We start from the raw sequence: 26,301 nt of genomic DNA on the forward strand, positions 1-26,301 counted from the left end.
TTCCTTATTCTGATCTGTATATAAATTGTGTTTGCTCAAGAGTAACATTGCACAGCAGCCGCTGTAAGCGTTAATTAATTAAACTCAGTAACTCGTGCACGGTTTTTACTGGCGTAATTTTAGCTCCTAGTCCTTCCATCGATTTATGGTAATTACGAAACGGAATAAATATTTCAGTAAACCCATGCTGAGCCGCTTCTTTAACCCGTGGTACACCGCTGTCGATTGGGCGAACATCGCCGTTTAAACTAAGCTCACCCATGATGCAGGTTGTACGCGGTACAACAAACTCGTTTAAGCTGCTTAAAAGCGCGGTTACTAACGCTAAATCAATACAGGTTTCGGTTTCATCGATTCGTAAGCCGCCCACAATATTAAAAAACGTATCGTGAAATATTTTAGTTTTGGTGTGTTTGCGTAAAATACCAGTGAGCATTTTTATTCGGTTCATGTTTAAACCCACGCACACACGCTGCGGAAATTCGGCTTCGGTTTCGGTGGTTAAACATTGAATTTCGAGCAATAAATTACGGTTACCTTTTCGGATACACGTAATAGTAGAGCCTGGTGATTCAGTACTTGATCCCGATAAAAAAATCTCGCTGGGGTTATCAACACTCAGCATGCCGCGTTCGCACATTTTAAAAATGCCTACGGTATCAATATCACCAAAACGGTTTTTGTTAGCTCTAAGCGTACGTACCTGTCCATCATTCGTGTCAATGTGCAATAAGGCATCCACTATATGCACTAATGTTTGCGGCCCTGCAATTTCGTTGTTTTTATTTACATGGGCAATAATAAACATAGTGACATCGTTTTGCTTACAATACTGAGTAAGCGCTTGCGCGGCACTTTTTACTTGCGAAGGCGAACCAGGGCTGCCATTTGCAGTGTCGGTTACAACAGCTTGAATAGAGTCGATAACAGCAAACTTAATTTTATTTTTATCAAGCTCTTCAATAATGGTTTCTACGCTAGTTTCAGAAAGTAAATAAAGCTCATCGGCGTTATAGTTAAGCTTTAAGCGGTTTACACGGTTTTTAAACTGCGACAACGACTCCTCAGCAGTACAGTAAAGTGATGGCATACGCTGCGACATTCTGGCTACTAAATCAGATAATAGCGTTGTTTTACCTGCCCCTGGGTCGCCCGATATAATATTAACCGAGCCCGTGGTTACGCCGCCGCTTAATACACGGTCAAGCTCGCCTATTTCTGTTAGCTGCTTTTCGGCCTCGGTGGTGGCTACATCATCAATTTTTTTAGAGCCGCCACCAATGCCACCTGCATAACCACCAACGGTTGCTCGCGCAGCGGCTTTTTTACTTTGCCCTGCAGAGGGTTTAAATTCTGCCAACGTGTTCCACGCACCACAGCGACACTGACCTTGCCAACGTTGATAGTTCATACCACACTCTGTACAAACAAATTCTACTTTTGCCGCTTTAGCCATTTATAACCTTACCTACTATTCTTTAATTTAAAATGCATACATTTAGTTGTTTATTTTATCATGGGGAGAACGACATAGCAGCGCTACATTGCTAAAGCCAATCAAGGATCTATATTAGAAACAAACACATGTAATTTTCTCTTTTACTTTAAGTTAGGGCATACTTATTGCTTTTAAATACTTTAAAGTAACTTGCCAACAAATTGGCATTTAACACATAATAACAAGAGTTAAACTGTACTTACACGAAAAATCGTACCTATATTAATAACATAGCACGATGTTACGTTTATTGAATTTTTCAAATAAATGGACTTTACAGTATACCTACTTTTCAATTAGACGGTGACGATTTATAAATGGCTGAAGACATACTGCTCAAACACGAAGACCTCGTAAATGAGCTAAAAACCTATTTAGGTAACACAAAGTTCGACCTAATTTTCAAATCTAAAACGGCAGGTTTAACAAAGCCTGAGCAGTTTTTAATGAAAATGGAAATGTCGCGCCTATCTCAGCCAGTTGCCCGTTTTGTTGACCTGCGAGGCTTAGTAACAGGCCAAGTTCGCCCGTATGAGCACAATGGTAAACAACACTTTATGGATGACACCGCCATAGAAGTATTTGAGGCAGCCTTAAAACAACACGGCGGCTATACTTTAGCGGTATACGAAGCGGTAATGAATACCGAAAACAACCATCGCGTATTACAAAAACAAGCACAAGAGCAAAGTGATACACAAGTTGAAAACGACACTCTGACTACCAGCGTAATAAAATTTGCCTCTTATGAAAGCCGCTCTGAGGAGCGAATGAACTACTCGATTAAAGTTAAAATTGAGTACAACGATAATAAAAACATTGCCGCGAGTACCTCAGATATCTCTTTGAGTGGTTGTAAAATTAAACTTCCTACCCGCCAAATTATAAAAAAAGGGCAGCTAATTGCCATGCGGCTAGTAGGGCTTGAGCAAGATTTTGAGCTAGGCCTTAAAAATGGCATTCAATATGAAGTAGTTGCAGTAGAAAACATATCTCGTGAATATAACCACATTCGTTTAAAGCGTACTTTTATAGAAAAAAATGAAGCATTCGATAATTTTTTAGATAGCTTTATAAACGGTAATAAACGCCGCTATAAAGTGAACCTAGATAACACCCTAGATGCTGTTGTTTCAAAGGGTTATGAGCAATATTATATTCCGCGCGTTACCTCTTTATACGTATTTTTAAGTAAAAAAGGCGAACAAATTGTTCCTAGTTTAAGCCTAACCACTGAAAATAATATTTTTATTCAGCGCTATTTTACTGATGAACGAAAAGTGCCCTGCTTATATAGCATTTTAAATAATCAACGTATTAGCCAAATGCTTACCCAAGTAAACGCAGTAAAAGAAGATTACTTATATACGTTTACTCATGTTTCTGCAGGAAAAATTTATTACTACTCAGCCACGCGTACAGAGCTTAATAACAACCCTAAATTAAGAAACCTGTTTTTAGGGTTTGGTAGCCAAAAAGACAGCTGGCAATGCTTTAAGTTACAAGTTATGCCAAGCCACCCTGATGATTCGTTTATTCCATTATCGTTGCCTAATTCGGCGGGTAAAAACATAGAAAAGCTAAATAAGCCACCTTCTCCAAGAGTGGCTGGCCTTATAAAAGATGTAAAATACATTGCGGTTTTAACCGCCATTGGCAACAGTGAAGAACAAGCGCATTATAAGAAGCAGCCCTACGATAAGGCGTTAGTTAACCAGCTTAAACATTTTGGCCACGCTAAGCATAATAAGCCTCCTTATTTAGATATTGTGCCACTAGAGTATGTAAATTTACGCTCTCACAAACGTTACTTATATAAAACACCTGCCGAGCTTACGTTTGAGGATAAGCAGTATCAGGCTCATACTCGGGATTTTTCGGTTATGGGCTTGCAATTAGAGTCAGCCTCGCCGGTTAGCTTTAAAAAAGGCGATATTGTTTTACTGTCTTTCCCCGATTTACAAAAAATAACTAAAAAGCATAATTTAAGTGAGCTTAAATACGAAGTGATGGCAATTAGTAAGTCGTTAACGACCATTAATTTAAAAGCCAACAGAGTTGCTGACTTACCACATGCAGGGGTTAACTTTTTTACCCAATTAATTCAAAGTAATAAAGATAAATTAAAAGTGTCTGAAGAAGCCCCTAAAATAGAAGGCCTTTCTACCGCACTGAGAAATATGGTGACCAAAAGTGTGTGCCAATTCCCGCTTTATTTACATAAAGAAGCAAGCCACTTTATTCCAGGAGCCATAGGTTTTGGTTTATATGCCAGCCCAATTCACGTGATTTTACAAAATTTTGGCTTATTAAATAATAAAACTGACCTAAGCCATATTTTAACGCAGCAACAAATTATTGATGTGATCACCCCAAGCATTAAAGATCGTAGCCGACAAGACCCGCCTTTACCGTTTACACTCGCAATTAATTTTGACCCTAAACAAGATAACATTGAAAAGGCTGTGACGAGCCAATGCGTACTAGGCGAAAACTATTCAAGCTTTAGTGAGCAAATTAGCGCAGGCGTTAAGTCTGAGCTGGTATTTGTTATGCGCTTGTACTTATCGCGAACGGGCCGCCCAGATACAGACTACCTATCAAACGAACTTAAATATGTAAGCCAATATGCAATGCACAAAGCAAAAGACATAGAAGAAGCGCTGTGGGCAGTATCTGGGGTGGGTGATATTGTAGATATAACCGACGAAGCGCTTAGTCATTTAGAGTTAGATCAAAAGCAGGTCGCTCAAATGGGCCGCAGAAAGCTGCTGTGGTTAAACCGCTTGCGCTAAGCGGCTTAATACCAATCGACTTAAAAGTTTATAGCGTGCTAAATAAAACGTTAGCGGCATTATAAATTTCTCATGTAGAACAACTACATGTCGAAATTTATGCCTTGTTATCACGCTATTTATCTATCGCTATAAATGTGTAACAACCTAACCCGATTGGTATAACTTATTTTGGTAGTTATTCTCAGGTTACTTATTTAAGGGAATAGCCAGCATATACAGCAATTGCAGTAACGAGCCCTGACATATAGCCGCTTGAGCTTGCTCCACCACTTTTGGTTTACCATGTACGGCAACGCCTAATCCTGCTTTTTCCATCATGAGCAAATCATTTGCACCATCGCCAATGGCTACCGTTTGCGTATTTGCTAAGCCCAGCTTTTGCTGCAGTGTTTCTAAAACAACCGCTTTTTGCTGCGCATCAACAATGGCACCAGAGACTTTTCCTGTGAGTTTATCGTTTGCAAATTCAAGCACATTAGCATGTACTTCATCTAAATTAATCAGCTGCTGCACACGCTCGGCAAAGGGTACAAACCCGCCTGATGCTATAGCAAGATACCAATTATGCTGCTTTAATATTTGGCATAACGCTTTAATACCTGGCATTAATGGTAAGGTGTTTTTTAAGTCTTCAATTAAACTTTGCTCTATGCCGGCTAACTTTGCTACACGCTGATTTAAACTTTCGCTAAAATCTAGTTTGCCCGCCATTGCAAGCGCGGTCACCGAAGCCACATCGTCATATACATCTGCTAAACGTGCAATTTCATCAATACACTCTATGGTGATGGCGGTAGAGTCCATATCCATAACCAGCAGCCCTGGCTCATATAGGTTAGGTGGCGTTGTAACTTGCACTAGCTGAAAATCAAGCGTGTTTGCAAACTCTCTTAGCGCAAGCGGGTTAATTTTTTGCTCTGCCTCTGGGCTATAAAAACACAAAGCTGGGGCTAACCCTAAGTCGGGCTGATATTGACATACAGCGGTTACTTTAAGCGCGTGCGTTTTTAAAAAGTCGATAATGCTCGTTACATGCTTTAGTTCGAAATCGCCCGCAAACGCAATACTAAATAACCCAACGGTTTTATCTGGTATTGTTTGAGCAGGAGTAAAACTCCCTTCTTTGTAATCAAACCATGTGTTTAGCGTTAAAGAATGTAATGCTTGCTCAGCAGCTGGCTGTGCCATGTTCATTTGCGACATGGGTTCTCCGTGTTTGTTATTTATTTTTCTAATTTGGCGTATCAATTAGGGTATTCATAACGCTAAATTCGCCATCGGGGTAGATTTAAGGTTATAGTTAGCGTAGTTGTAACATCAAATCAAAATGCTGTCAGTAGCATATACGGTGACTATGAAAAATAACCATATAAAAAGCCCTTTGTCTGCATCACAAAGAAAGCGAATCGTTCGCTTGTTATTGGCTGCGGGCTGTTTTGTATTACTGAGTTTTGTAGGTGTTAACAGTAGCTTTGAAAGCCACCAACTACTTTATAATAGTGCCGATAATACTGCCAAAAGCTTAACCTCATTTATGGCACTTAATGCTAAAGAGCCATTGCTTGCTAAAAATAAGCCACAGCTTAGAGCTTTGTGTAATGATATAAGCAAAGACGAGTTTGTACTTTCAGCCACAATTTACGATCAGCAAGGCGTACTTATAGCCAGCAGCGATCACTGGCAATCGCACCATATATTTGGCCAATTGCCAGAGTCCACCCCAGGGATTAGTAAACTAAAAACCCCGTTTGTTGAGCCTGTTGTAAGCGACATAGATAAGCCTTTAGGCTTTGTATCTATTACTTATTTAACCCGCGCGGCAATATCTGACAGCCACAATCACTTTCATGATTTAGGCAGGCAAGTTTTATTAATGCTAGTAATAGCCTGTATTTTTACATGGCAGCTAGGGCGAGGCCTAAAACGTTGGCAGGTAAATCGCTATATGCAAAAAACCTCAGAGCAAGAATCGTAAAGCTGCTGAGCAAGTTCGGCTTTATTACTATTTGGCTTTAAGCTGCATAAAACTTCAAATACAGCAGGAATATGCGCAGGGGTGTTAATTTCTCCCTGATGGCCACTTAATGGCATGGAGGGTGCGTCCGTCTCAAGCACTAAATGCTGCGGTTCTATTTGAGCAATTACATCACGGGTTTTTGCTGCTCGTTCATAAGTAATAACGCCACCTACACCTAATTTAAAGCCCTGTTTAATATAATACTGTGCTTGTTGCATGGAGCCTGAGTATGCATGTATCACGCCGCCATATTTTGGCTTGCAGCGCTTAAACGCATGCGCAATTAAATCATGGCTTTGTCTGTGATGCACAATAAGCGGCAGCTTGAGCTCATTAGCAAGGGTAATGTGTTGTTCAAATAGGTTGGTTTGTTTTTCAAGGTCATCAATACTTCTATCAAGCCCGCACTCCCCTATTGCCACCAGCTGCTTTTTATTGGCTTTTGCAAAATCGAATAACTGCGCTAAGTGAGCATCTTTATGCTCATCTAAAAAGTAAGGGTGAAGCCCTGCGGCAATATGTACTTGTGGGTATTTAGCTTTAAATTCAATTAGCTGCTGAGATTGCGCCAAGCTAATACCTGGCACAACAAAGCGCTCAACACCTTTAGCCGTACACTCTTTTATGAGTGCTTCGCGGTTTGCGTCAAACTCAGTAAAATCGAGGTGGCAGTGGGAATCTATAAACTTCACAGCGTAAACCGGTTAAGGGTTTAAACGTGTTATTTGCCAGCTATTATCGGTTTGGCGCTGATATATAAAGCGGTCGTGTAAACGATGTGCGCCACCTTGCCAAAACTCAATTTTAGAAGGGACTACGCAGTAACCGCCCCAAAAATCAGGCAATGGAATTTCACCATTAGCAAATTTACTCTTCATATTAGCAAAGGTTTCCATAAGTACTTTGCGCGATGAGACCGGCCTGCTTTGCGCTGAGGCCCATGCTGCTAATTGGCTTTCTTTAGGGCGCGATAAAAAATATTTAGCGACTGCAGCTGTCGGTAATGGTTTTGCCTCGCCGTATACAATCACTTGGCGCTCCATATGGTGCCACGGAAAGTGCAGCGATATTTTGTTATTGCCTTTTAGCTCTTGCGCTTTACGTGAGCCGGTATTAGTAAAAAATACAAACCCGTTATCATCTAAATGTTTTAACAATACAATACGCTGTGAAGGTTGCCCGGTTTCATCAACCGTTGCCACAACCATGGCCGTTGGGTCTGGGATATTACTGCCCACAGCATGCTCAAGCCACGTTTCAAATTGTTTGAATGGATCATCTTGCAAGTTATCTTCGCTTAGCGCGTCTTGCAGGTATTCACGGCGGATGTCTTCGAGTTTCATAAACAAATCCTTCTCTGTTTATTAAAGCGTATGTGGGTAAGTTAAGGTCAGGCAATCAATAGTAATCAGTAATAAGAACAATTTTATATTTTGGGTTAGTGCTTGGTTAATGTTGGGTTTCGTTTCACTCAACCCAACCTACGGTCAAACCTACCATCTGCAAGTGTAGAAGTGATAGCAAGGCGGTAAAACTATTTATGCCAAGGAGCATACGGTTTGTATGTGACTTAGGATAAATAGTTTTACCAACGCAGCTAAAGCGAACTACACGAGGCAGAAGGTTCACCTAAGTAGTTTAGCCTAAGACAAGGCATTCACCCCTACTTATCCCTATGAGCATACGGTTTGTATGTGATTAGGGTAAGTTGGGGTGGATAACGCAGTATTAGGTTAAAATACGACGGTGATTACATTTGCTCCATGACTTCAATGCCAAGCAAATCCAATCCTGTTTTTAGCGTATCTGCCACTAAATTACATAACACTAAACGGCTGTCACGTACGTTTGGCTCTACGCCTTCTTTTAGTACTGGACAGGCTTCGTAGAATGTCATGTATAGGCTAGCTAGCTCGTATAAGTAGCTACATAGTACGTGCGGAGTAGCCTCAGAGATCATTAAATCAAGGACTTCTTCAAGCTGTAACAGTTTAAGCGCGAGTGCTTTTTCTTGTGGCTCAGCTATGGCTACATCTGCATTTAGCGTAGCGGCGTCGACACCTGATTTACGGAAAATACTGCGCACACGAGTATAAGCATATTGTAAGTAAGGTGCTGTTGCGCCTTCAAAGCTTAACATGGTGTCCCAGTTGAATATGTAATCGCTGGTACGATGCTTAGAAAGATCAGCGTATTTAACAGCGCCAATACCTACTTTACGCGCAATTTCGCTGCGATCATGATCTGATAAATCAGACTCACGCTCAGCAAGTTTTGTTGCTGCACGACTAATTGATTCTTCAAGTAAATCAGCAAGTTTTACTGTACCACCTGTACGGGTTTTAAATGGTTTACCATCGGCGCCCATCATGGTGCCAAACGGGCAAAACTCGTAGCTGGTTTCATCGCGTAAAAGGCCTGCTTTACGTGCGGTAAGCTCCACTTGATTAAAGTGAAGGCTTTGGCGTGCATCTACAAATATTAAAATACGCTCAGCACCTAAGGTATTTGAGCGGTAGTTACACGCGGCTAAATCGGTGGTTGCATATAAAAAGCCGCCGCCAGATTTTTGCACGATAAACGCCGATGGCTCACCATCTTTATTGGCAAGTTCATCTAAAAACACCACTTGTGCGCCTTGCGACTCTACCGCTATGTTTTTATCTTTTAATAGGCTAATAATATCGTTAAGCTCACTGTTGTAAGCACTTTCAGCCATAATATCGTCTTGGCTAAGCGTTACGTTTAGACGTTTGTAAACTTCTTCAGAGTGCTTAACAGAGGTCGCTATAAATAGCTTCCATAGCTTTTCACAGTGTGCGTCGCCACCTTGTAGTTTAACTACATAGTCACGGGCTTTATCGGCAAAGCCTTCTTCATCGTCAAAACGTTTTTTTGCATCGCGGTAAAACGTTTCTAAATCAGCAAGCGCTACCGACTCTAAGTCTACGCCTTGACTAATTTGATCTTCTAAATGCGCAATTAGCATACCAAACTGTGTGCCCCAATCGCCCATGTGGTTTTGACGAATGACTTTGTCGCCTCTAAATTCAAGCGCACGTACAATGGCATCACCAATAATGGTTGAACGTAAATGGCCTACGTGCATTTCTTTTGCAAGGTTAGGTGATGAGTAATCTACCACGACAGTTTGCGGATTTGCGTGCTCGTTTACAGCCAGTTTTGCATCGTTGTTTGCTGCTTTTACACTGTTGGCTAAAAACTCCGGCTTTAAATGAATATTAATAAAACCTGGGCCGGCAATTTCTGTTTTTTCAGCGATGTCGGTTACATCTAGGTTATCAATAATTTTTTGCGCAAGCTCACGTGGGTTGCTTTTCATTTTTTTAGCGGCGCCCATTGCACCATTAATTTGGTAATCACCAAACTGTGGGCGTGTGCTTTGTGTAACAGCTGGGTTTGTGTCTTCTGGTAGGCCTGCTGCGGTCATGGCGGCAATGGCTTTTTCTACTAAAATAGTACGAATGTTCATTATATTATTTACCTTTGTAAGCCCGCCATAGCAGGCTTTCAGTTAACTTTAGTCAGTCGATTCTAGTTTTCGCGCGTATGGTTAAAGGTTACCTCTGGGTAACGCTCTACCGATAAATTAAGGTTTACACGGCTCGGTGCTATGTAAGTTAAGTTATCGCCACCATCGAGTGCTAAGTTGCTTTCGCACTTACGTTTAAACTCTTCAAACTTTTTAACATCGTCGCTGCTTACCCAACGTGCCGTATTTACATTTACGCCTTCGTAAATTGCATCTACGTTGTACTCAGCTTTTAAGCGCGCTACAACTACGTCAAACTGTAGTACACCTACCGCGCCTACAATTAAATCGTTGTTAGTAAGCGGTCTAAATACCTGTACAGCACCTTCTTCAGAAAGTTGTACTAAGCCTTTTAATAATTGCTTTTGTTTGAGCGGATCGCGCAAACGAATACGACGAAATAGCTCAGGCGCAAAGTTAGGAATACCGCTAAATTTAAGCTTTTCGCCTTGCGTAAAGGTATCACCAATTTGAATGGTACCGTGGTTATGCAAACCAATAATATCGCCCGCATATGCATCTGCTGCACGCTCACGATCGCCCGCCATAAAGGTTACCGCATCAGAAATACTAATTTGCTTACCAAGGCGTACGTGGTTCATTTTCATGCCTTGGCTGTATTTACCCGACACAATACGCATAAAGGCAATGCGGTCACGGTGTTTAGGGTCCATGTTGGCCTGAATTTTAAACACAAAACCGGTAAAGTTTTCTTCTGTTGCGATTACTTGGCGGTCATCTGTTTCGCGCGGTAATGGCGTTGGTGCCCATTGCGTTAAACCATCAAGTACATGGTCTACACCAAAGTTACCAAGGGCTGTACCAAAGTACACCGGTGAAAGCTCACCCGCTAAAAACAATTCAAGATCAAACTCATTTGAGGCACCAATTACCAGCTCTAGCTCTTCACGTAATTGCTCAGCGAGTTCTTCACCAATGGCGGTATCAAGCTCTGGGTTATCTAGGCCTTTTACAGTGCGAACTTCTTGAATAGTATGACCTTGGCCTGTTTTGTATAAAACCGCTTCGTCGTTATGAATGTGATAAACACCTTTAAACTCTTTACCACAACCAATTGGCCAAGTAATAGGCGCACAGGCAATATTTAGCTCTGTTTCTACTTCATCGAGTAGTTCCATTGGGTCACGAATATCACGGTCACACTTATTCATAAAGGTAACAATAGGCGTGGTACGTAGGCGCGTAACTTCCATTAGCTTACGGGTACGTTCTTCTACACCTTTTGCGGCATCAATAACCATTAAACACGAATCTACTGCGGTCAATGTACGGTAAGTATCTTCTGAGAAGTCTTCGTGTCCAGGGGTATCAAGTAAATTAACCAGCGCATTGTTATACGGAAACTGCATTACAGAGGTAGTAACCGATATACCACGCTCTTTTTCCATTTCCATCCAGTCAGACTTTGCATGCTGATTAGAGCCACGGCCTTTTACAGTACCGGCTTTTTGAATCGCTTGTCCGAACAAAAGTACTTTTTCGGTGATGGTGGTTTTACCAGCATCCGGGTGCGATATGATTGCAAAAGTCCTTCGCTTGCTAATTTCGTTGATAATATTCTGGTCTGCCATTAATAAGTTCTTTTAGTTTGATGCCAAGTTACATGCATAACATTGAGTGTATGCAAGGCAACCCGTTAAGTTGATCGTTATTAACTGGGCTTTGAGCAATTTAGTGTGAATAAATTGACAACAATTAACGCCATATAGCTAATTTTTTAATAGTGGCAATTGTAACAGGAGTCGGTATAAAAGTGTGCTATCTAACTCAAAAATATCTTGGCATTATATTCAAAAGGAAGGAGTAACTAATTTTAAGGGCCAGCAACATGGTTACTGGCCCTGTAATTAACGCAATGTGCTACTGCGTTATTGAAATACTTGGCACCACCGACATACCTACTCGTAACTGCTTAAGCGCCGGCTGGTTTGCATCTAAGCTAATTTTAACCGGTAAACGCTGCACAATTTTGGTGAAGTTTCCCGTGGCGTTATGAGCACCAATGGCTGAGTAGCTCACGCCACTGGCAGGGCTTAGGCTATCAACATGGCCGCGTAAAATTTGCCCTGGTAGTGCATCCACTTTTATTTCAACTTCTTGGCCTACTTTTACATTAGCTAGCTGAGTTTCACGGTAGTTTGCACTAACAAACACTTTATCAAGGGGTACAACAACCAATAGCGGACTGCCTGGGTTTACATACGCCCCTACACGCACCGATTTTTGGCCAACTATGCCATCAATAGGCGCAGTAATTTGGGTATACGATAACTTAAGCTCGGCATCTACTACACGTGCTTTAGCTTGTACAAGCACAGCTTTGGCTTTTTCAATATCGGCACGTAAAATTTCAATCTGCTGCTTTGCTGCTGCAAGGCCTGCTTGGTTTTTATGCAAGTTTGCTTTTTGAATAGCCAGCTTTGCTTGTGCTTCTTCTCGTGCTTGCACAGTGCCTGAGCCATCGGTTGCTAAGTTGGTATAACGCTTTAAATTTAACTGCGCTAATTTAAGTGATGCAGTATCGGCCTCGACCGCAGCTTGCGCTTGTTGTACCAGCGAATCTTGATAAGTTAGCTTAGCTTGCAAGCTAGCTACACTAGCTTTAGCACTATTAGCTTGGGCTTTAGCGGAATCTAGGGCCACTACAAAATCGCGATTATCTATGGTGGCAATTAAATCGCCTTTTTGTACTCGCTGGTTATCTTTAATGAGTACTTGATCTACCGTGCCAGATACCTGAGGCGCCACAAAGGTAAAGTCGGCTTGCACGTAGGCATCGTCAGTTGTTTGAGTTGCACTTTGCGACTCCGGTTTATTAAGATAAATAATACTGCCTGCAACAACGGCAAGTATAGTTGCTGCAACGGTTAATTTAACTACTTTTGGTAAGGCCATAATATATTACTCAACGATTAAAATTTAAGATTTACTAAGATTCGGGGCTGGTACAAAGTTCATACATAGCGCCAGCGGAATTAATACAAGTGCTAACACACCAAGCACCAAGTAGGCATCACCTACCGACATCACTAACGATTGCTGGGCAATAACGCCGCCTAATTGCTCATTAGGTATGGTGTTTGCCAATGAGTTACCGACCATAGAGGCGCGGTCTAATAGCATTTCGTTATGAAAATGACTGCGCACCGTTAATAGCTGCCCCACAACAGCCCCGCCAATAAGGGAGCCAAACACACGTAATGTGTTTATGGTTCCCGAAAAAAACGGCCCTTCGCTTGGGTCTAGTACACTGGTCATTAAAAATAAAATAGAGACCACTGCCATGGGCTGCCCAAATGCTTGCAACAGCTGCGCTGTGATAAATTGATCGCGATGCCATAAAGGCGTAATTTGTGCGCAGCTAAAACAGGCCAGCGCAATTAAAAATAATCCAATTGACATCACAATGCGGGCGTCTACCCATTTTTTGTATAAAAGCAGTGCCACTACCGAGCCAAGTACAAGTTGTGGTAGCGCAATTAATAACCCTACTGGCGCTAGCTGTAGTGCTCTATAGCTATGCAAATTGGCTAAATGGGTTGAGGGCAACATTGAGCCCGACATCAACACCACTAACAACATGGTAAGTAGTACAGAGCCAATACCTAAATTGCGTCGGCCTAATAATTGCGGTCTCATAAATGGCGCTTTGTGATGCCACTCGGTTAATACGTAGCAGCCAAATAAAATTAGCCCACCAAAAAAACACACACTAATAAGCGATGAATTAAACCAATCTAAACGCACACCTTGATCAAGCGCGGTGGCAATTAACGTCAAAGACGATACGCCGCATACTAGGCCTAACCAGTTTCCTTCTTTAAAGCGCGCATATTTAACACCCTCTTTTGGGAGCCCCCACGCAGTTAGTAAGCCTGCAATAATACAAAGCGGAATAACTTGCCAGTAAATCCAGCGCCAGTCCGATAACACATCAGCCCACTGCCCGCTTAGCCAAATAGCTAAATTTGGGGCGAATGTAGCGGTCATGGCGTAAAGCGCTAAACCGTGTAAACGTATGTTAGGTGGCAAAAATTTAAGTGCAGCCATCATTAATATAGGAATGAGCGCGCCGCTACTTACCCCTTGCACAAAACGCAGCGCAATTAATAAGTTTAAATCATGAATAAAAGGCAAAATAGCCGCAATAACACCACATATAGTCACCATAGAAATATGAAAGCGTCTAACCGATAACGTAATGGCAAACCACGAAGCAAAAGGCATAGCGATTAGCTCCCCAACGGTATAGGCGCTTGAAAGCCAAGAGGCATCATCTAAACTTGCCCCTATTACGCCCCTCACATCTGCTAATCCAAGTGCCCCTACTCGGTTATTTAAACCCGCCATCATAGCGGCAATAAAAATGCCTAATAGCCCAGCCAGTGCTTGTTTTGATGGCCCTGCGGGCTTAGCAACAGGTGCTGCATTTTGTACAGGCACATTAATCGTGACTGCATTCATTACTCGCCCTCCGCCTTGGCTGACATTGGCGCAAGCGCACTTTCAGGTAACGCGTCTGGGTTCCAGCCACCGCCGAGAGATTTATACAAATTTACAACCGCAATCGAGGCATTGGTTGCACTGTTATTTAACTTAGTTTGGCTTGCTAATAAATTACGTTGCGCCGTTAAAACACTAAGGTAGTCGGCTGCACCTTGCTGGTAGGCTCTTTCAACGGTTTGTAAAGCCTGCTTATTAAAGTCGTGGGCAATTTCAACTTTGTGATGGTGATTTTGCTGCGCAGCCCAACCATCTACTGCGTTATCAACTTCGTGCCACGCCTTTAGTACAGTTTGACGATACGTTAATGCCGCGTTTTTCTCGCGCTCTTTAGTCAGCTTAAGCTGTGATTTTAAGCGCCCACCCTGAAAAATAGGCAAATAAACATTTGGTCCCACTGAAAAAACACGTGAATCCCAGGTTGATAAATCACTCTGCGCATACCCTTCAACTCCTAATGAGCCCGTTAAAGTAATGCGTGGGTAAAAATTCGCTTCAGCCGCGCCAATAGCGGCAACAGCACTGTGTAAGTTTGCTTGCGCTTGTAAAATATCTGGGCGGCGTTTCACAAACTCTGATGGAATAGCCGAAGGGATTTCGCTTGGCATAACAGGCGCAGCAATACGCTCGGCTAACAAAGTATTTAAGGCACGTGGTTTTTCACCTACTAGCAACGCAAGCGAGTTCATTAACACATTACGGCGCTGCGTTTGCTCTGGTAGCGCAGCATTAATTGTTGCCAGCTCTGCTTTTGCACTAATTGTTTCAAAACGTGTACTTACACCGTTTTTTTCGCGGCTTTGTGCAAGCTTTAACACACGCTCTGCAATGGTTTTGTTTTCGTGTGTTATGTTGAGCTGCGTTTGCGCACTGCGCAGTAACAAATACGTTTTAGCCACCTCGCCAGCTAAGCTAACACGCACGGCTTCACGCGCATACAAAGAGGCCTGCAGCATAGCGACGGCCCCTTCTTCAAGACGTTTATTACGGCCCCATAAATCAAGTTCCCAGCTGGCATCAAAACCAAGCTGCCAAAAGTTATCAGGGTCTGAGGGCGCACCGAGTGCAACAAACTTACCATTTTCGCTCAGCCCTTCGCGCTTGTAGTCAAACCCAGCAGATACACTGGGTAAGCGGTCTGCCGATGCAATACCCAATGCCGCGCGGCTTTGGGCAATTCGGCTTGATGCTAGCTGTAAGTCAAGATTACCTAACTGTGCTTTGCGCTCTAGCTCCGTTAAAATAGGATCGTTTAAAATTGTCCACCAATTCCACGCCAATTCAGCATTACCGCTTTGTAGCTGAGTAAATTCGGGAGTTGGCTTTATAGCATCGTTGTTTATATTTGTATTAGGCTCTTCAAAGTTAGGACCCACTACACAACCCGACAAAGCCGCAGCTAATGTAAGCGCAATAGCTGAATGCCGCGAATAATTAAAAAGTCTTTTATTAAGACACTGATTAGCCATTTTTAAATCCTAAATTAATAACACAATTATTTATGTACTGTACCGCTCGGTTCGAGTGGTAGGCAAGAAAAAGCTAAGCACGCTAATTGCTGCCTAGTCACACCTTAAATACATTTAAACAGGGTAATACCGATAGTTAACAGCTGCTAAAAACACCCTTAACTTAAAGCTCAAATTGAACTGTACCGCTCGGTTTGATATGCTAGGCGTAATTTAACATTATGTCAAGGTGAAATGTAATGACAAAAACGCTTACTAATGCCCAAAACACTCTGCCTCCAAGTGAATTAGAGCTTGGTGCAAAAGCACGAACGGTATTACACGCTGCACGAAAAATATTTTTAATTCATGGTTTTAATGGTGCAACCACCGACATGATCCAACGTGAGGCAGGCGTATCAAAATCGACGGTTTACGCTCACTTTGCAAATAAAGAAATTTTATTTTTAGCGGTCATTAAAAGTGAATGCGAAATATTTACAGCATCAATCGATAATATAACGTTTAAGCCAGGCAACTTAACAGAAAACTTACGCCGCCTTGGGCATGCTTATTTACAAATCGCTCTATCAGAGTCGGCCATGGCTCTATACCGAATTGTTGTTGCTGAAGCCCCCCGCTTACCCGCCCTAGGTCATATGTTTTATAACTCTGGCCCGCGGGTGGTAAAAGACAAGGTCTCTAATTATTTAAAAGCGGCAGTGGAATCTAAAGAGCTGGATTTTGAAGAATTAAACATTGAAGAAGCCACTAACCTATTTGTTGCCTTAATGCGCAGTGAGCTACATTTAATGTACTTAACTCACCCCGATCAGCCAGTGCTTAAAAAAGATATAGACCGCTGGGTAGAAGTAGCAATAAACTTTTTAGTGCGCTCTTACGGTACGGCACACACTCAAAAGAACTAATTTTTAAATTTGTAATACTTTAAATAAATAGCATTTTAAAGCCACGTATCAATTTTAAACGTGGCTAAATTACCCTTAATGCCAATGCCCTAACAACGCATATTTTAATGCATTATGCTAAACACTAATAAATAATAAAAATAGCGCTACGGGTTAGCCCCTTGCGCTCAATTTATGACAGGTATTGATACTGCACTGTTAGCTATATTATTAAAAAACCAAGCAGCGCAGGCGCTAACTTGTTTAAAACAAAGCTAAATATAGCGCCTTAAAGATAATCTCGCTTAAGGTGCTCACTAGCCGTATTTAAACCAATTATATACACACTTTTTTTACGCTAAATTAACCCAAATCAGCTTACGCTTCTTGTGTAATAAAGTCGTAACGCATATCATTGCTAGATTGCACGGAGGATAAGTAGTTTGGTCATGAAAACCAGTAAGTTAAGTATTCGATTATTATGGTATATAACCCCCCTTGTTATATTACCCTTGTTGTTTTTAGGTGGTTTTACATTAACTAACGTAACCAACTCAACACAAAAACAGGCTGATCTTATAATGAGTCGCTTTGTTGAGCAGCAACAGCAAAAGGTTTTCAACTACATAGACTCGTTTCATTCAACAGCAAAACTACTGTCTACCTCGCCTGTTCTAAACGATTTTTTATCAAACGACATTCATGCTGATGGCAGCTATACCCGCCGCTTAGGGGCACTAATGGATGTTTTTGCCAGTTATAGCGAAGCCTACCCAGATATAATTAGTATTAACTTAGTCTCGGCCAGTGGTAAAAGTGACGCGTATTATTCTAATAATTTAACAACCGCACCGCAGTCATACCCATTTTTTAAGCAAGTACTGCAAAGTAATTTGCGCCAACAACAATTTATGGTGCAAAACAACGACGGCACCACCAACTTATTTTTTGTACAGCGCGTACAAAGTGTTGATTACTATTTAAAACGCCCACAACAACTTGGCTTTATAGTATTGCAAGTTGAGCCTTCTATATTAAACACCAGTATTTTAGAGGCGCCTTATAACAACACCCTTAATTTACTGCTAACCAACGACGGGCAAATTTTATTTAGCTCAGACTACAGCTTACGCGGGCAATATATTACCGAGCACGAACTTGAACAGGTTCACGATTTAGCCGATGTAGGCACCCTTTCGACTATTGAGCTTTCGAGCATAGATAAAATAGAAAGAATGATATTTGCTGTACAAATGAGTGGCGGTTATTACTTTGTATCAACCATTCCAAAAGGCGTGCTTTATCAGTCGGGTAAGGCAATTAGCTTAATCACAGGCTTAATTGTGATAATTTCGGTGATCACCCTGCCTATCCTTATTTTTGTGGTTGTGCGCAATTTACTGCTAAACCCAATTGAGCTTTTAGGGGCCGCCAGCCACCGTGTAGGTGATGGTGATTTATCGGTAAATTTACCTGCTCATACAAATGATGAAGTTGGGGTGTTGTTTAACGATTTTAACCACATGATCAACCAAATAAGACACTACCAAGAGCAGCTAGAAGAATATAAACACCACCTAGAAGACAAAGTAGAAAGCCGTACTAAAGCGCTTGAAGCGATGAACAGCCAGCTTGAACTTGCCATAGCTCAAGCAGAGCAAGCTAACCAGCTTAAAAGCCGTTTTTTAGCAAATATGAGTCACGAGATTCGCACCCCACTTACAGCCATTATGGGCTTTACCGAGCAGTTATTAATTAATGATAAAGTGGTTAACGACAAACAGCATTTAAATACCATTTTACGAAACTCTAAACACTTATTAGAGCTAATAAACAACATACTCGATTTATCTAAAATAGAAGCAGAAAAGCTCGCTGTAGAGCAAGCCCCCCTTAATGTAGTGCAGCTGGTTCACGATATAGAATCAATTATTGAACCGCTAGCACACGAAAAACAACTCGCGTTTAGCATTCATTACGAGCTGCCATTACCGCGCACTATTTATAGTGATATGACGCGTTTAAAACAAATTTTAATAAACATAGCCAGCAATGCCGTAAAATTTACCGAGCAAGGCAAGGTGTCAATTTGTGTGCATTATTTGCAAAGTAAGCAGCAGCTTGAATTTGTGGTTAAAGACACCGGTATTGGTATGTCTGAGCACCAAATAGAGCGTATATTTAAACCTTTTGAACAAGCCGATGCCACCACCACGCGCCGCTTTGGAGGCACAGGATTAGGTTTATGTATTTCTAAAAACTTAGCGCAGTTATTGGGTGGCGATGTTACTTTAAAAAGCGAAATTGGCATAGGCAGTCGCTTTGCTATTACCGTTGATTGTCATATTAACGAGCCTAAACAATCACTAGAGCTTTTAACTGAGCAAGCACAGCTTATTCCAGAAAAAGACCCTTTCTTGTCGTTTGCTACTTCTAGTTTTGATGCCAACATATTAGTTGCCGAAGATAACCCCGATAACCAGCTACTTATAAAACTGCTTTTACAAACCTGGGGCCTAGAGCCAGATATAGCTAACAATGGTGCACAAGCAGTAGAAATGGCGTTAGTAAACGACTACCAGCTAATTATTATGGATATGCAAATGCCTGTAATGGGCGGCCTTGAGGCAACTAAAATGCTACGTCATGCAGCCTACGATGGGCCCATTATCGCGCTTACTGCCAACGTAATGAATCATGATATAGACACATACATTGAGGCAGGTTGCGATAAAGCACTGGCAAAACCCATTGATAAAGACGCGCTTGAAAACGTACTAGTTAGTTACTTAAATCTTGAAAAAGATAATCAGAACAAGTGGGATAGTTTACTAAAAAGTGAAAAGTTTCAACAAATTAACGATAACTATGTGGCTAACCTGCCAAGTTACTTGCAAAAGGTGAACAGCTTAAAAGCCAGTAACGATGCAGAAGCACTTCGAAGTGTAGCTCATAGCTTAAAAGGCAGTGCTGGTTGCTTTAATTTTGACGATATTTACCACAGTGCAGCGCTACTAGAAGAAAACCTGCTTAGTAATGACCAAGCGCAGCGCCCCACATTAATTGTAAATTTAATTAATGCTATTGAGCAAACCATAGCTAAAAGTAAAGAAACAGCCTAAAAGCGCGTGTTTCACTATAAACGTTTATTTAGCGCTTAATTTAACCCTTTAACTAAACCCTAAGTTAAGCGCCATACCCATTAGTATGGCGTCTTCATAGCCATTTTTAGAGGGCTCATCGCTTGGGTAATAGTTTTTACGTACCGACATTTGCGTAAAGCCAGCATGTTCGTAAAGCGTTATTGCACGCGCGTTTGATTCGCGTACTTCTAAAAAAAGATTTTCAGCATTTTGCAGCTCGCCATATTCAATAAACTGGCTAAGTAACTGCCTTGCAATGCCTTTACCTTGCTCACTGGGCGTTACACATATATCCATAAGGGTAAAGTCAGGCCCTGCCTTTTCACCTATATAAAAACCTACTAGGGTGTTTTCATCAAACGCCGCTAAATTAAAATAACGGCCGCCCATGCAAGAGCTCATTGTTTTAAGAGACCAAGGATGAGAGTGGCAGGCAGTTTCAATAGCCATTAATTGTGCTATTGCGCTTTCGTTTACAGGTTTAAAGTTTATCAAGGTGTGTGCTCATTAAAGCCCATAAAGCGCGCTTATCAGAAGCACTGAGCTGTGAGGTTGGTAGTGTAAGCTTATCGCCGGTTAACTGTATGTCAGCCCCTTTTAAAACATGATTAATTGTTAAAGAAGGTGCACTTAAACGTATATCACTTAATAACTGCTTGCTCAGCACTAAAGGCTCAGCTGGAGTGCTTTGTGAAACGGCTAAAGTAGGGTCAGTATTTTTAGGACGATAATGCTGATTTAGTTCAAGGTTTTCTATACCAAAAATAGCTGCGTAACGTGGATGCATAACAACTCAGTAGATTAAACACTAGAACAATATATGAAGTAATAAAAACGATGTAAAGAAGAAATGGCAGGGGCGGAGAGATTCGAACTCCCAACCGTCGGTTTTGGAGACCGCTGTTCTACCAATTGGAACTACGCCCCTGCAATGTCGACGAATTATAGAGACCTTTTAGAAAAGGTAAAGTAAAAAATTAACTTTTTAGTTTAACTGCTTTTTAATTATACAAAACGCTGAATTAGCAAGCTAAATAGCGCTGTAAAGCCACTTTAGCTTTAACAGCACTTACCTTTAAAAAATAAATGCTGCTCAGCTTAGCGTAATTAAAACTGCAGTATGTGCTTTAAAAACGTGCGAGCTTAATAACCGCGGTACTGTTTCTGCCTTCGCTTAGCCCAAACGCTATGCTGTAAATTCTTTCTTAAGTGTTAAATACTTTAGCTAGCATGGTGTATTTACACTTGCTGCTAGTTATTTTTTTATACCGGTTTAGCTTGGTTGAGTTGCTGTATACATAAACAAGTCAATAACATTGGCAGCATTTATGATACAATTTAGCGTCTAGGGGATCCGCGCCTTACCACCTAATTGCATATTTCATCATGTATCTTACTTACGCGGGTCATTCACAATGCAAATATGGAGGAGCTTTACTATTAGCAGTTGCTGGTAGTTCACGCCGTGTTATATGAAGTTTAAATCAAAAAAATACAGTATCGATTCAACCGATTACCAAGTAGGACAAGATAACGTTAGCAAATGGGGCATGGATATTCATACTAATGTATTTTCTGTTTCTATTGGCCTATCTCTACTTTTTATAATTACTCTACTTGCCCTCTCGCCTAACGAAGCTAAAGAGGCGATTAACTCAATAAAAAATGCCGCACTAACTAATTTTGATTACGTATTTATGTGGGGCGCCAATATATTACTGCTGTTTGCAGTGGGTATTGCCGCTTCACCGCTGGGTAAAATTCGCCTTGGCGGCGATAAAGCAACTACAGACTATTCAACCTTATCGTGGGTATCTATGCTCTTTGCTGCAGGCATGGGTATTGGCCTTATTTTTTGGGGCGTGGCAGAGCCCACCGCCTTTTACACCGACTGGTTTGGCACGCCTCTCAATGCCGAAGCCTTTACCGAACAAGGCCGAGAAATGGCTTTAGGGGCTACTGTTTTCCATTGGGGTCTGCACGCGTGGGCAATTTACGGTATGACCGCTTTATGCCTAGCCTATTTTGTTTACAACAAAGGCTTACCGCTTTCTATGCGCTCAATATTTTATCCGCTTTTAGGAGATAGAGTATGGGGCAAGTTAGGTGATGTTATCGATGTAATGGCGGTATTAGTAACCCTTTTTGGTCTTGCTACGTCGTTAGGCTTAGGCGGGGCACAAGCTGCCAGTGGTATTAGCCACGTACTCGGCTTTAAAAGCTCTTTATTATTACAACAAGGCATTATTTTATTAATTATGAGCTTGGCTATCCTCTCTATTGTGCGCGGTATGGATGGTGGCGTTAAACTCCTAAGTAATATAAATATGGGCATAGCCTTTGTGTTTTTAGCGCTGGTATTTATTTTAAACTTTACCACGGTACTTGATTCTGCATACACAGCCGTAATAGGTTATGTTAAAAATATCATTCCTCTAAGCTCAAGCACAGGCCGAGAAGATACGCAGTGGCTACATGGCTGGACTGTGTTTTATTGGGCGTGGTGGGTTGCATACGCACCTTGCTTTGGTATGTTTGTAGCGCGTATTTCAAAAGGGCGTACCATACGCGAATTTTTAGTGTATGTATTACTCATTCCTACTCTTGTAACTACTGCTTGGATGTCGGTTTTTGGTGGTGTTGCGATTGATCAAATTATAAATGAAGTTGGGGTACTTGGCGCAAACCAAGGTATTACAGATGTAACGCTTAGCTTGTTTTATATGCTAGATGCTTATGCATTCGGTACGCTGCTTTCTCTTTTAGCTGTGGCGTTAATAATTATCTTTTTTGTCACCACCCTCGACTCCGGCTCTATTGTAATAGATAGCCTTACATCAGGCGGAAAACTAGAAGTACCTATAAAGCAAAAGCTAGTATGGGCCGTTATTGCCAGTATTATTGCTATGTTAATGCTGTGGATTGGTGGCACCGATTCAATTCAAGCATTGCAATACATTACTATTATTGCCGCCCTGCCCTTTACTATTATTTTAATTTTAGGCTGTATTAGCCTAGTTAAAGGGCTACTTACAGAAACCGAGCAACCTACACCAATCCCTGCAAAATAAACCCACTTAGCCCACTTCACTTAATGAGTTTAGTGGGCAAGAACTAACGGTTTATAGGCATAAAAAAAGTCCGTGTAAGCGGACTTTTTATTATTTAGATAACAAAACTATGTTTGCTATCTAAAAGGCATTAACCATTAGTAAAAACGGGTGTTATTCCCACTCAATAGTGGCCGGTGGTTTACCAGAAATATCGTAAACAACACGTGAGATACCGTCAATTTCGTTAATGATACGGTTAGAAACCACACCTAAAAACTCATACGGTAAATGTGACCAACGCGCCGTCATAAAGTCGATAGTTTCAACACAACGCAGTGATACAACCCAATCATATTTACGAGCATCGCCCATAACCCCTACCGACTTAACAGGTAAGAATACAGTAAACGCTTGGCTTACTTTATGATAAAGCTCAGCTTTGTGTAGCTCTTCAATAAAGATAGCATCAGCACGGCGTAGTAAATCACAGTACTCTTTTTTAATTTCGCCAAGTACACGTACACCTAAACCTGGCCCTGGGAATGGGTGGCGGTAAAGCATGTCGTACGGTAAACCAAGCTCTAAGCCAATTTTACGTACTTCATCTTTAAATAATTCACGTAATGGCTCAACTAAGCCCATTTTCATGTCATCTGGTAAGCCGCCCACGTTGTGGTGAGATTTAATTACGTGTGCTTTACCTGTCGCTGAAGCGGCTGATTCTATTACGTCTGGGTAAATAGTCCCTTGACCTAACCACTTCGCATTTTTAAGCTTTTTAGCTTGCTCATCAAATACATTAATAAACGTATGGCCAATGGCTTTACGTTTTTCTTCTGGATCTGATTTGCCCGCAAGGTCAGCTAAAAATTGCTCCTCAGCGTCTACTTTGACAATGTTTAAGCCAAATTTATTGCCAAACATGTCCATAACTTGCTGACCTTCGTTTAAGCGAAGTAAGCCATTATCAACAAATACACATGTTAGGTTTTCGCCAATTGCACGATGGATCAGCATTGCTACAACAGATGAATCAACACCTCCTGATAAGCCTAAAATAACTTCATCATCGCCAACGGTTTCTTTAATGCGCTCAATAGCATCATCAATAATTTTGGCAGGTGTCCATAGCTTTTCACATCCACAAATATCAATTGCAAAACGCTCTAATAAACGTTGCCCTTGATGAGTGTGCGTTACTTCTGGGTGAAATTGTACGCCGTAAAAACGTTTTTCTTCGTTAGACATAGCAGCGTGCGGACACGTTGGTGTTTTAGCTGTGGTGCTAAAGCTTGCCGGCACTTCCATTACTTTGTCGCCGTGGCTCATCCACACGTCTAAAACGCCGTTGCCGCCATCGGTAATATGATCTTCAATTGCATCGAATAATGCACAGTTACCCACTTTTTCTACTTGTGCATAACCAAACTCTTTTTTATCTGAGCTGTGTACACTGCCGCCAAGTTGAGCTGCCATGGTTTGCATGCCGTAACAAATACCCAGCACTGGCACGCCAGCGTTAAACACGTATTCAGGTGCACGCGGGCTGTTCTCTAGTGTAGTTGACTCAGGGCCACCAGATAAAATAATACCTTGTGGATTAAATTCGCGAATTTGCTCTTCGGTCACATCCCATGCCCACAGCTCACAGTAAACGCCAATTTCGCGGATACGACGCGCGATTAATTGAGTGTATTGCGAACCAAAATCTAAAATTAGAATTCGTGAATCGTGAATATCTTTGCTCATGAAGGATCTCGTAAAGTAGATGCTAGATTCCACTAATTTGCTTAGTGGCTATAAAAGAGGGCTGGTAATTCCAGCCCCGTAATTTAAACGTGTTGTTTAACCTAAGCGGTAGTTAGGCGCTTCTTTGGTAATTTGCACATCGTGGACGTGCGACTCACCCATACCTGCAGATGTAACACGTACAAACTGCGGTTTAGTATTTAGCTCTTCAATGGTGGCACAACCCGTTAATCCCATTGCGCTACGAAGGCCACCCACTTGCTGATGAATAATCGTTGCAATTGGGCCTTTATAAGCGACGCGACCTTCAATACCTTCAGGTACTAATTTGTCAGCTTGGTTAGATTTTTGGAAGTAACGATCCGACGAACCTTCTTTTTGATCCATCGCACCTAATGAGCCCATACCACGGTAAGATTTGTAGTAACGGCCTTGGTAAAGTTCAACTTCGCCTGGCGCTTCTTCTGTACCAGCAAGCATTGAGCCCACCATTACACACGATGCACCCGCAACCAATGCTTTAACAATATCGCCAGAAAAACGAATACCGCCATCAGCAATAACTGGAATGTCACGCCCTTGTAAGCCATCTACCGCATCAGAAATAGCCGTAATTTGTGGCACACCACAACCTGTAACAATACGCGTAGTACAAATGGAACCTGGGCCAATACCTACTTTAACCGCATCCACACCTGCATCAGCAAGGGCAATTGCGCCTTCGGCTGTAGCCACGTTACCGGCAATAATTTGTAAATCTGGGTAAGTTTCACGAGTTTGAGAAACACGGTCAATAACGCCTTGTGAGTGGCCGTGTGAAGTATCGATAAGTAAAACATCAACACCCGCCTCTACTAATGCAGCAATTCGCTCATCAGTACCTGCGCCAACACCAACTGCAGCACCTACACGTAAACGACCTAACTCGTCTTTACATGCATGTGGTTTGTCTTGCGCTTTTTGGTAATCTTTTACGGTGATCATGCCTTTTAGTTTAAACGCATCATCAACCACTAAGATTTTTTCAATGCGGTGTTCGTGCATTAAACCTAAAATTTCTTCGCGCGATGCGCCTTCTTGAACCGTTACCAGTTTGTCTTTTTTAGTCATAACGCTAGAAACAGGCTGTTCAAGCTTCGTTTCAAAACGCATGTCACGACCAGTAACAATACCTAGTAGGTTATTTTCGCTATCAGTAACCGGGAATCCCGAGAACCCTTTTTCTTGCGAAAGAAGCGTCGCATCTGCAATGGTTAAATCGGCAGACACAGTAACAGGGAATGACACAATACCTGCTTCGTAGGTTTTAACTTTACGTACGTTTCTCGCTTGTTCTTCAATGGTCATGTTTTTATGGATAAAACCAAGACCACCTTCCTGCGCGAGGGCAATAGCTAAACGAGCTTCTGTAACAGTATCCATAGATGCTGAAATAAGCGGCAAGTTAAGTTTGATACCACGCGTTAAGCGAGTTGAAATATTTGCCGTGTGTGGCAAAACAGTAGAATGACCAGGTACTAAAAGTACGTCATCAAAGGTAAGAGCTTCTTTAGCGATTCTAAGCATTTTGGCAACTTCTCACATGTGGATCTAAGATAAGGAATTGCGGC

18 protein-coding genes and 1 tRNA gene are annotated in these 26,301 nt (G+C 41.7%); 5 read left to right on the plus strand and 14 right to left on the minus strand.

Annotated elements, in window-relative coordinates:
• Positions 1–70: 70 nt before the first annotated feature.
• The gene (gene radA / locus CWC04_RS01850) at positions 71–1,456 is read right to left on the minus strand and encodes a DNA repair protein RadA (RefSeq protein ID WP_004586161.1); all 1,386 of its coding nucleotides are present in this window, start codon (positions 1,454–1,456) and stop codon (positions 71–73) included.
• A gap of 359 nt (positions 1,457–1,815) precedes the next feature.
• Between radA and CWC04_RS01855 the strand changes: the two genes are divergently transcribed.
• On the plus strand, positions 1,816–4,293 hold the full coding sequence (locus CWC04_RS01855; protein ID WP_138684465.1) for a PilZ domain-containing protein: 2,478 nt from the start codon (positions 1,816–1,818) through the stop codon (positions 4,291–4,293).
• Positions 4,294–4,482: 189 nt separating this feature from the next.
• Here the strand turns inward: CWC04_RS01855 and serB are convergent, their stop codons facing one another.
• A complete protein-coding gene (gene serB / locus CWC04_RS01860; protein WP_004586159.1) occupies positions 4,483–5,499 on the minus strand; it encodes a phosphoserine phosphatase SerB in 1,017 nt (338 codons plus the stop codon).
• 151 nt (positions 5,500–5,650) lie between these two features.
• On the opposite strand from serB, the gene CWC04_RS01865 reads away from it, so the two are divergent.
• Entirely contained in the window at positions 5,651–6,271 is a 621-nt protein-coding gene (locus CWC04_RS01865; protein ID WP_004586158.1) for an AhpA/YtjB family protein, read from the plus strand.
• Here CWC04_RS01865 and CWC04_RS01870 read toward each other — a convergent pair.
• The 7 genes from CWC04_RS01870 to CWC04_RS01900 form a co-directional block, all read right to left on the minus strand.
• Entirely contained in the window at positions 6,238–7,005 is a 768-nt protein-coding gene (locus CWC04_RS01870) for a TatD family hydrolase (protein WP_138684466.1), read from the minus strand. The genes CWC04_RS01865 and CWC04_RS01870 overlap by 34 nt on opposite strands.
• A 12-nt stretch (positions 7,006–7,017) precedes the next feature.
• Positions 7,018–7,656, minus strand: a complete 639-nt coding sequence (gene pdxH, locus CWC04_RS01875) for a pyridoxamine 5'-phosphate oxidase (RefSeq protein WP_004586156.1) — start codon at positions 7,654–7,656, stop codon at positions 7,018–7,020.
• Positions 7,657–8,063: 407 nt separating this feature from the next.
• On the minus strand, positions 8,064–9,806 hold the full coding sequence (gene argS / locus CWC04_RS01880) for an arginine--tRNA ligase (RefSeq protein WP_138684467.1): 1,743 nt from the start codon (positions 9,804–9,806) through the stop codon (positions 8,064–8,066).
• Positions 9,807–9,868: 62 nt separating this feature from the next.
• Positions 9,869–11,458, minus strand: coding sequence for a peptide chain release factor 3 (prfC, locus tag CWC04_RS01885; RefSeq protein ID WP_004586154.1), 1,590 nt, complete (start codon positions 11,456–11,458; stop codon positions 9,869–9,871).
• Between the two features lie 289 nt (positions 11,459–11,747).
• Positions 11,748–12,782: an HlyD family secretion protein gene (locus CWC04_RS01890; RefSeq protein WP_054982739.1), complete on the minus strand. Its 1,035-nt coding sequence runs from the start codon at positions 12,780–12,782 to the stop codon at positions 11,748–11,750.
• A gap of 24 nt (positions 12,783–12,806) precedes the next feature.
• A complete protein-coding gene (locus CWC04_RS01895; protein WP_138684468.1) occupies positions 12,807–14,351 on the minus strand; it encodes an MFS transporter in 1,545 nt (514 codons plus the stop codon).
• Positions 14,351–15,859, minus strand: a complete 1,509-nt coding sequence (locus CWC04_RS01900; protein WP_138684469.1) for an efflux transporter outer membrane subunit — start codon at positions 15,857–15,859, stop codon at positions 14,351–14,353. Before CWC04_RS01900 ends, CWC04_RS01895 begins: the two co-directional genes overlap by 1 nt.
• A 239-nt stretch (positions 15,860–16,098) precedes the next feature.
• Between CWC04_RS01900 and CWC04_RS01905 the strand changes: the two genes are divergently transcribed.
• Both CWC04_RS01905 and CWC04_RS01910 read left to right on the plus strand, forming a co-directional pair.
• Positions 16,099–16,767 (plus strand): TetR/AcrR family transcriptional regulator, encoded by a 669-nt coding sequence (locus CWC04_RS01905; RefSeq protein ID WP_055252831.1) that lies wholly within the window; start codon positions 16,099–16,101, stop codon positions 16,765–16,767.
• Between the two features lie 428 nt (positions 16,768–17,195).
• Complete coding sequence (locus CWC04_RS01910) at positions 17,196–19,868, plus strand: ATP-binding protein (protein ID WP_138684470.1); 2,673 nt, start codon at positions 17,196–17,198, stop codon at positions 19,866–19,868.
• A gap of 48 nt (positions 19,869–19,916) precedes the next feature.
• On the opposite strand, the gene rimI is transcribed toward CWC04_RS01910, so the two are convergent.
• The 3 genes from rimI to CWC04_RS01925 all read right to left on the minus strand — a co-directional run bounded on the left by rimI (position 19,917) and on the right by CWC04_RS01925 (position 20,817).
• The gene (rimI, locus tag CWC04_RS01915) at positions 19,917–20,384 is read right to left on the minus strand and encodes a ribosomal protein S18-alanine N-acetyltransferase (RefSeq protein WP_138684471.1); all 468 of its coding nucleotides are present in this window, start codon (positions 20,382–20,384) and stop codon (positions 19,917–19,919) included.
• On the minus strand, positions 20,371–20,676 hold the full coding sequence (locus tag CWC04_RS01920; protein WP_138684472.1) for a BRCT domain-containing protein: 306 nt from the start codon (positions 20,674–20,676) through the stop codon (positions 20,371–20,373). Before CWC04_RS01920 ends, rimI begins: the two co-directional genes overlap by 14 nt.
• 64 nt (positions 20,677–20,740) lie before the next feature.
• Positions 20,741–20,817 (minus strand) — tRNA-Trp (locus CWC04_RS01925).
• A 544-nt stretch (positions 20,818–21,361) separates the two neighbouring features.
• Here CWC04_RS01925 and CWC04_RS01930 point away from each other — a divergent pair.
• Positions 21,362–22,960, plus strand: coding sequence for a BCCT family transporter (locus CWC04_RS01930; protein WP_126008003.1), 1,599 nt, complete (start codon positions 21,362–21,364; stop codon positions 22,958–22,960).
• A 153-nt stretch (positions 22,961–23,113) separates the two neighbouring features.
• On the opposite strand, the gene guaA is transcribed toward CWC04_RS01930, so the two are convergent.
• Complete coding sequence (gene guaA, locus CWC04_RS01935) at positions 23,114–24,691, minus strand: glutamine-hydrolyzing GMP synthase (RefSeq protein WP_024033152.1); 1,578 nt, start codon at positions 24,689–24,691, stop codon at positions 23,114–23,116.
• A 96-nt stretch (positions 24,692–24,787) separates the two neighbouring features.
• On the minus strand, positions 24,788–26,257 hold the full coding sequence (gene guaB, locus CWC04_RS01940) for an IMP dehydrogenase (protein WP_004586134.1): 1,470 nt from the start codon (positions 26,255–26,257) through the stop codon (positions 24,788–24,790).
• Positions 26,258–26,301: the final 44 nt, after the last annotated feature.

Source organism: Pseudoalteromonas sp. S2893, from assembly GCF_005887105.1.
Taxonomy (GTDB): domain Bacteria; phylum Pseudomonadota; class Gammaproteobacteria; order Enterobacterales; family Alteromonadaceae; genus Pseudoalteromonas; species Pseudoalteromonas atlantica.

Excerpts from the sequence above, each read along its gene's own strand:
- radA (WP_004586161.1), bottom strand. The coding sequence starts at position 1,456 with ATGGCTAAAGCGGCAAAAGTAGAATTTGTTTGTACAGAGTGTGGTATG.
- CWC04_RS01855 (WP_138684465.1), top strand. The coding sequence starts at position 1,816 with ATGGCTGAAGACATACTGCTCAAACACGAAGACCTCGTAAATGAGCTA.
- serB (WP_004586159.1), bottom strand. The coding sequence starts at position 5,499 with ATGTCGCAAATGAACATGGCACAGCCAGCTGCTGAGCAAGCATTACAT.
- CWC04_RS01865 (WP_004586158.1), top strand. The coding sequence starts at position 5,651 with ATGAAAAATAACCATATAAAAAGCCCTTTGTCTGCATCACAAAGAAAG.
- pdxH (WP_004586156.1), bottom strand. The coding sequence starts at position 7,656 with ATGAAACTCGAAGACATCCGCCGTGAATACCTGCAAGACGCGCTAAGC.
- argS (WP_138684467.1), bottom strand. The coding sequence starts at position 9,806 with ATGAACATTCGTACTATTTTAGTAGAAAAAGCCATTGCCGCCATGACC.
- prfC (WP_004586154.1), bottom strand. The coding sequence starts at position 11,458 with ATGGCAGACCAGAATATTATCAACGAAATTAGCAAGCGAAGGACTTTT.
- CWC04_RS01890 (WP_054982739.1), bottom strand. The coding sequence starts at position 12,782 with ATGGCCTTACCAAAAGTAGTTAAATTAACCGTTGCAGCAACTATACTT.
- CWC04_RS01895 (WP_138684468.1), bottom strand. The coding sequence starts at position 14,351 with ATGAATGCAGTCACGATTAATGTGCCTGTACAAAATGCAGCACCTGTT.
- CWC04_RS01900 (WP_138684469.1), bottom strand. The coding sequence starts at position 15,859 with ATGGCTAATCAGTGTCTTAATAAAAGACTTTTTAATTATTCGCGGCAT.
- CWC04_RS01905 (WP_055252831.1), top strand. The coding sequence starts at position 16,099 with ATGACAAAAACGCTTACTAATGCCCAAAACACTCTGCCTCCAAGTGAA.
- CWC04_RS01910 (WP_138684470.1), top strand. The coding sequence starts at position 17,196 with ATGAAAACCAGTAAGTTAAGTATTCGATTATTATGGTATATAACCCCC.
- CWC04_RS01920 (WP_138684472.1), bottom strand. The coding sequence starts at position 20,676 with ATGCATCCACGTTACGCAGCTATTTTTGGTATAGAAAACCTTGAACTA.
- CWC04_RS01930 (WP_126008003.1), top strand. The coding sequence starts at position 21,362 with ATGAAGTTTAAATCAAAAAAATACAGTATCGATTCAACCGATTACCAA.
- guaA (WP_024033152.1), bottom strand. The coding sequence starts at position 24,691 with ATGAGCAAAGATATTCACGATTCACGAATTCTAATTTTAGATTTTGGT.
- guaB (WP_004586134.1), bottom strand. The coding sequence starts at position 26,257 with ATGCTTAGAATCGCTAAAGAAGCTCTTACCTTTGATGACGTACTTTTA.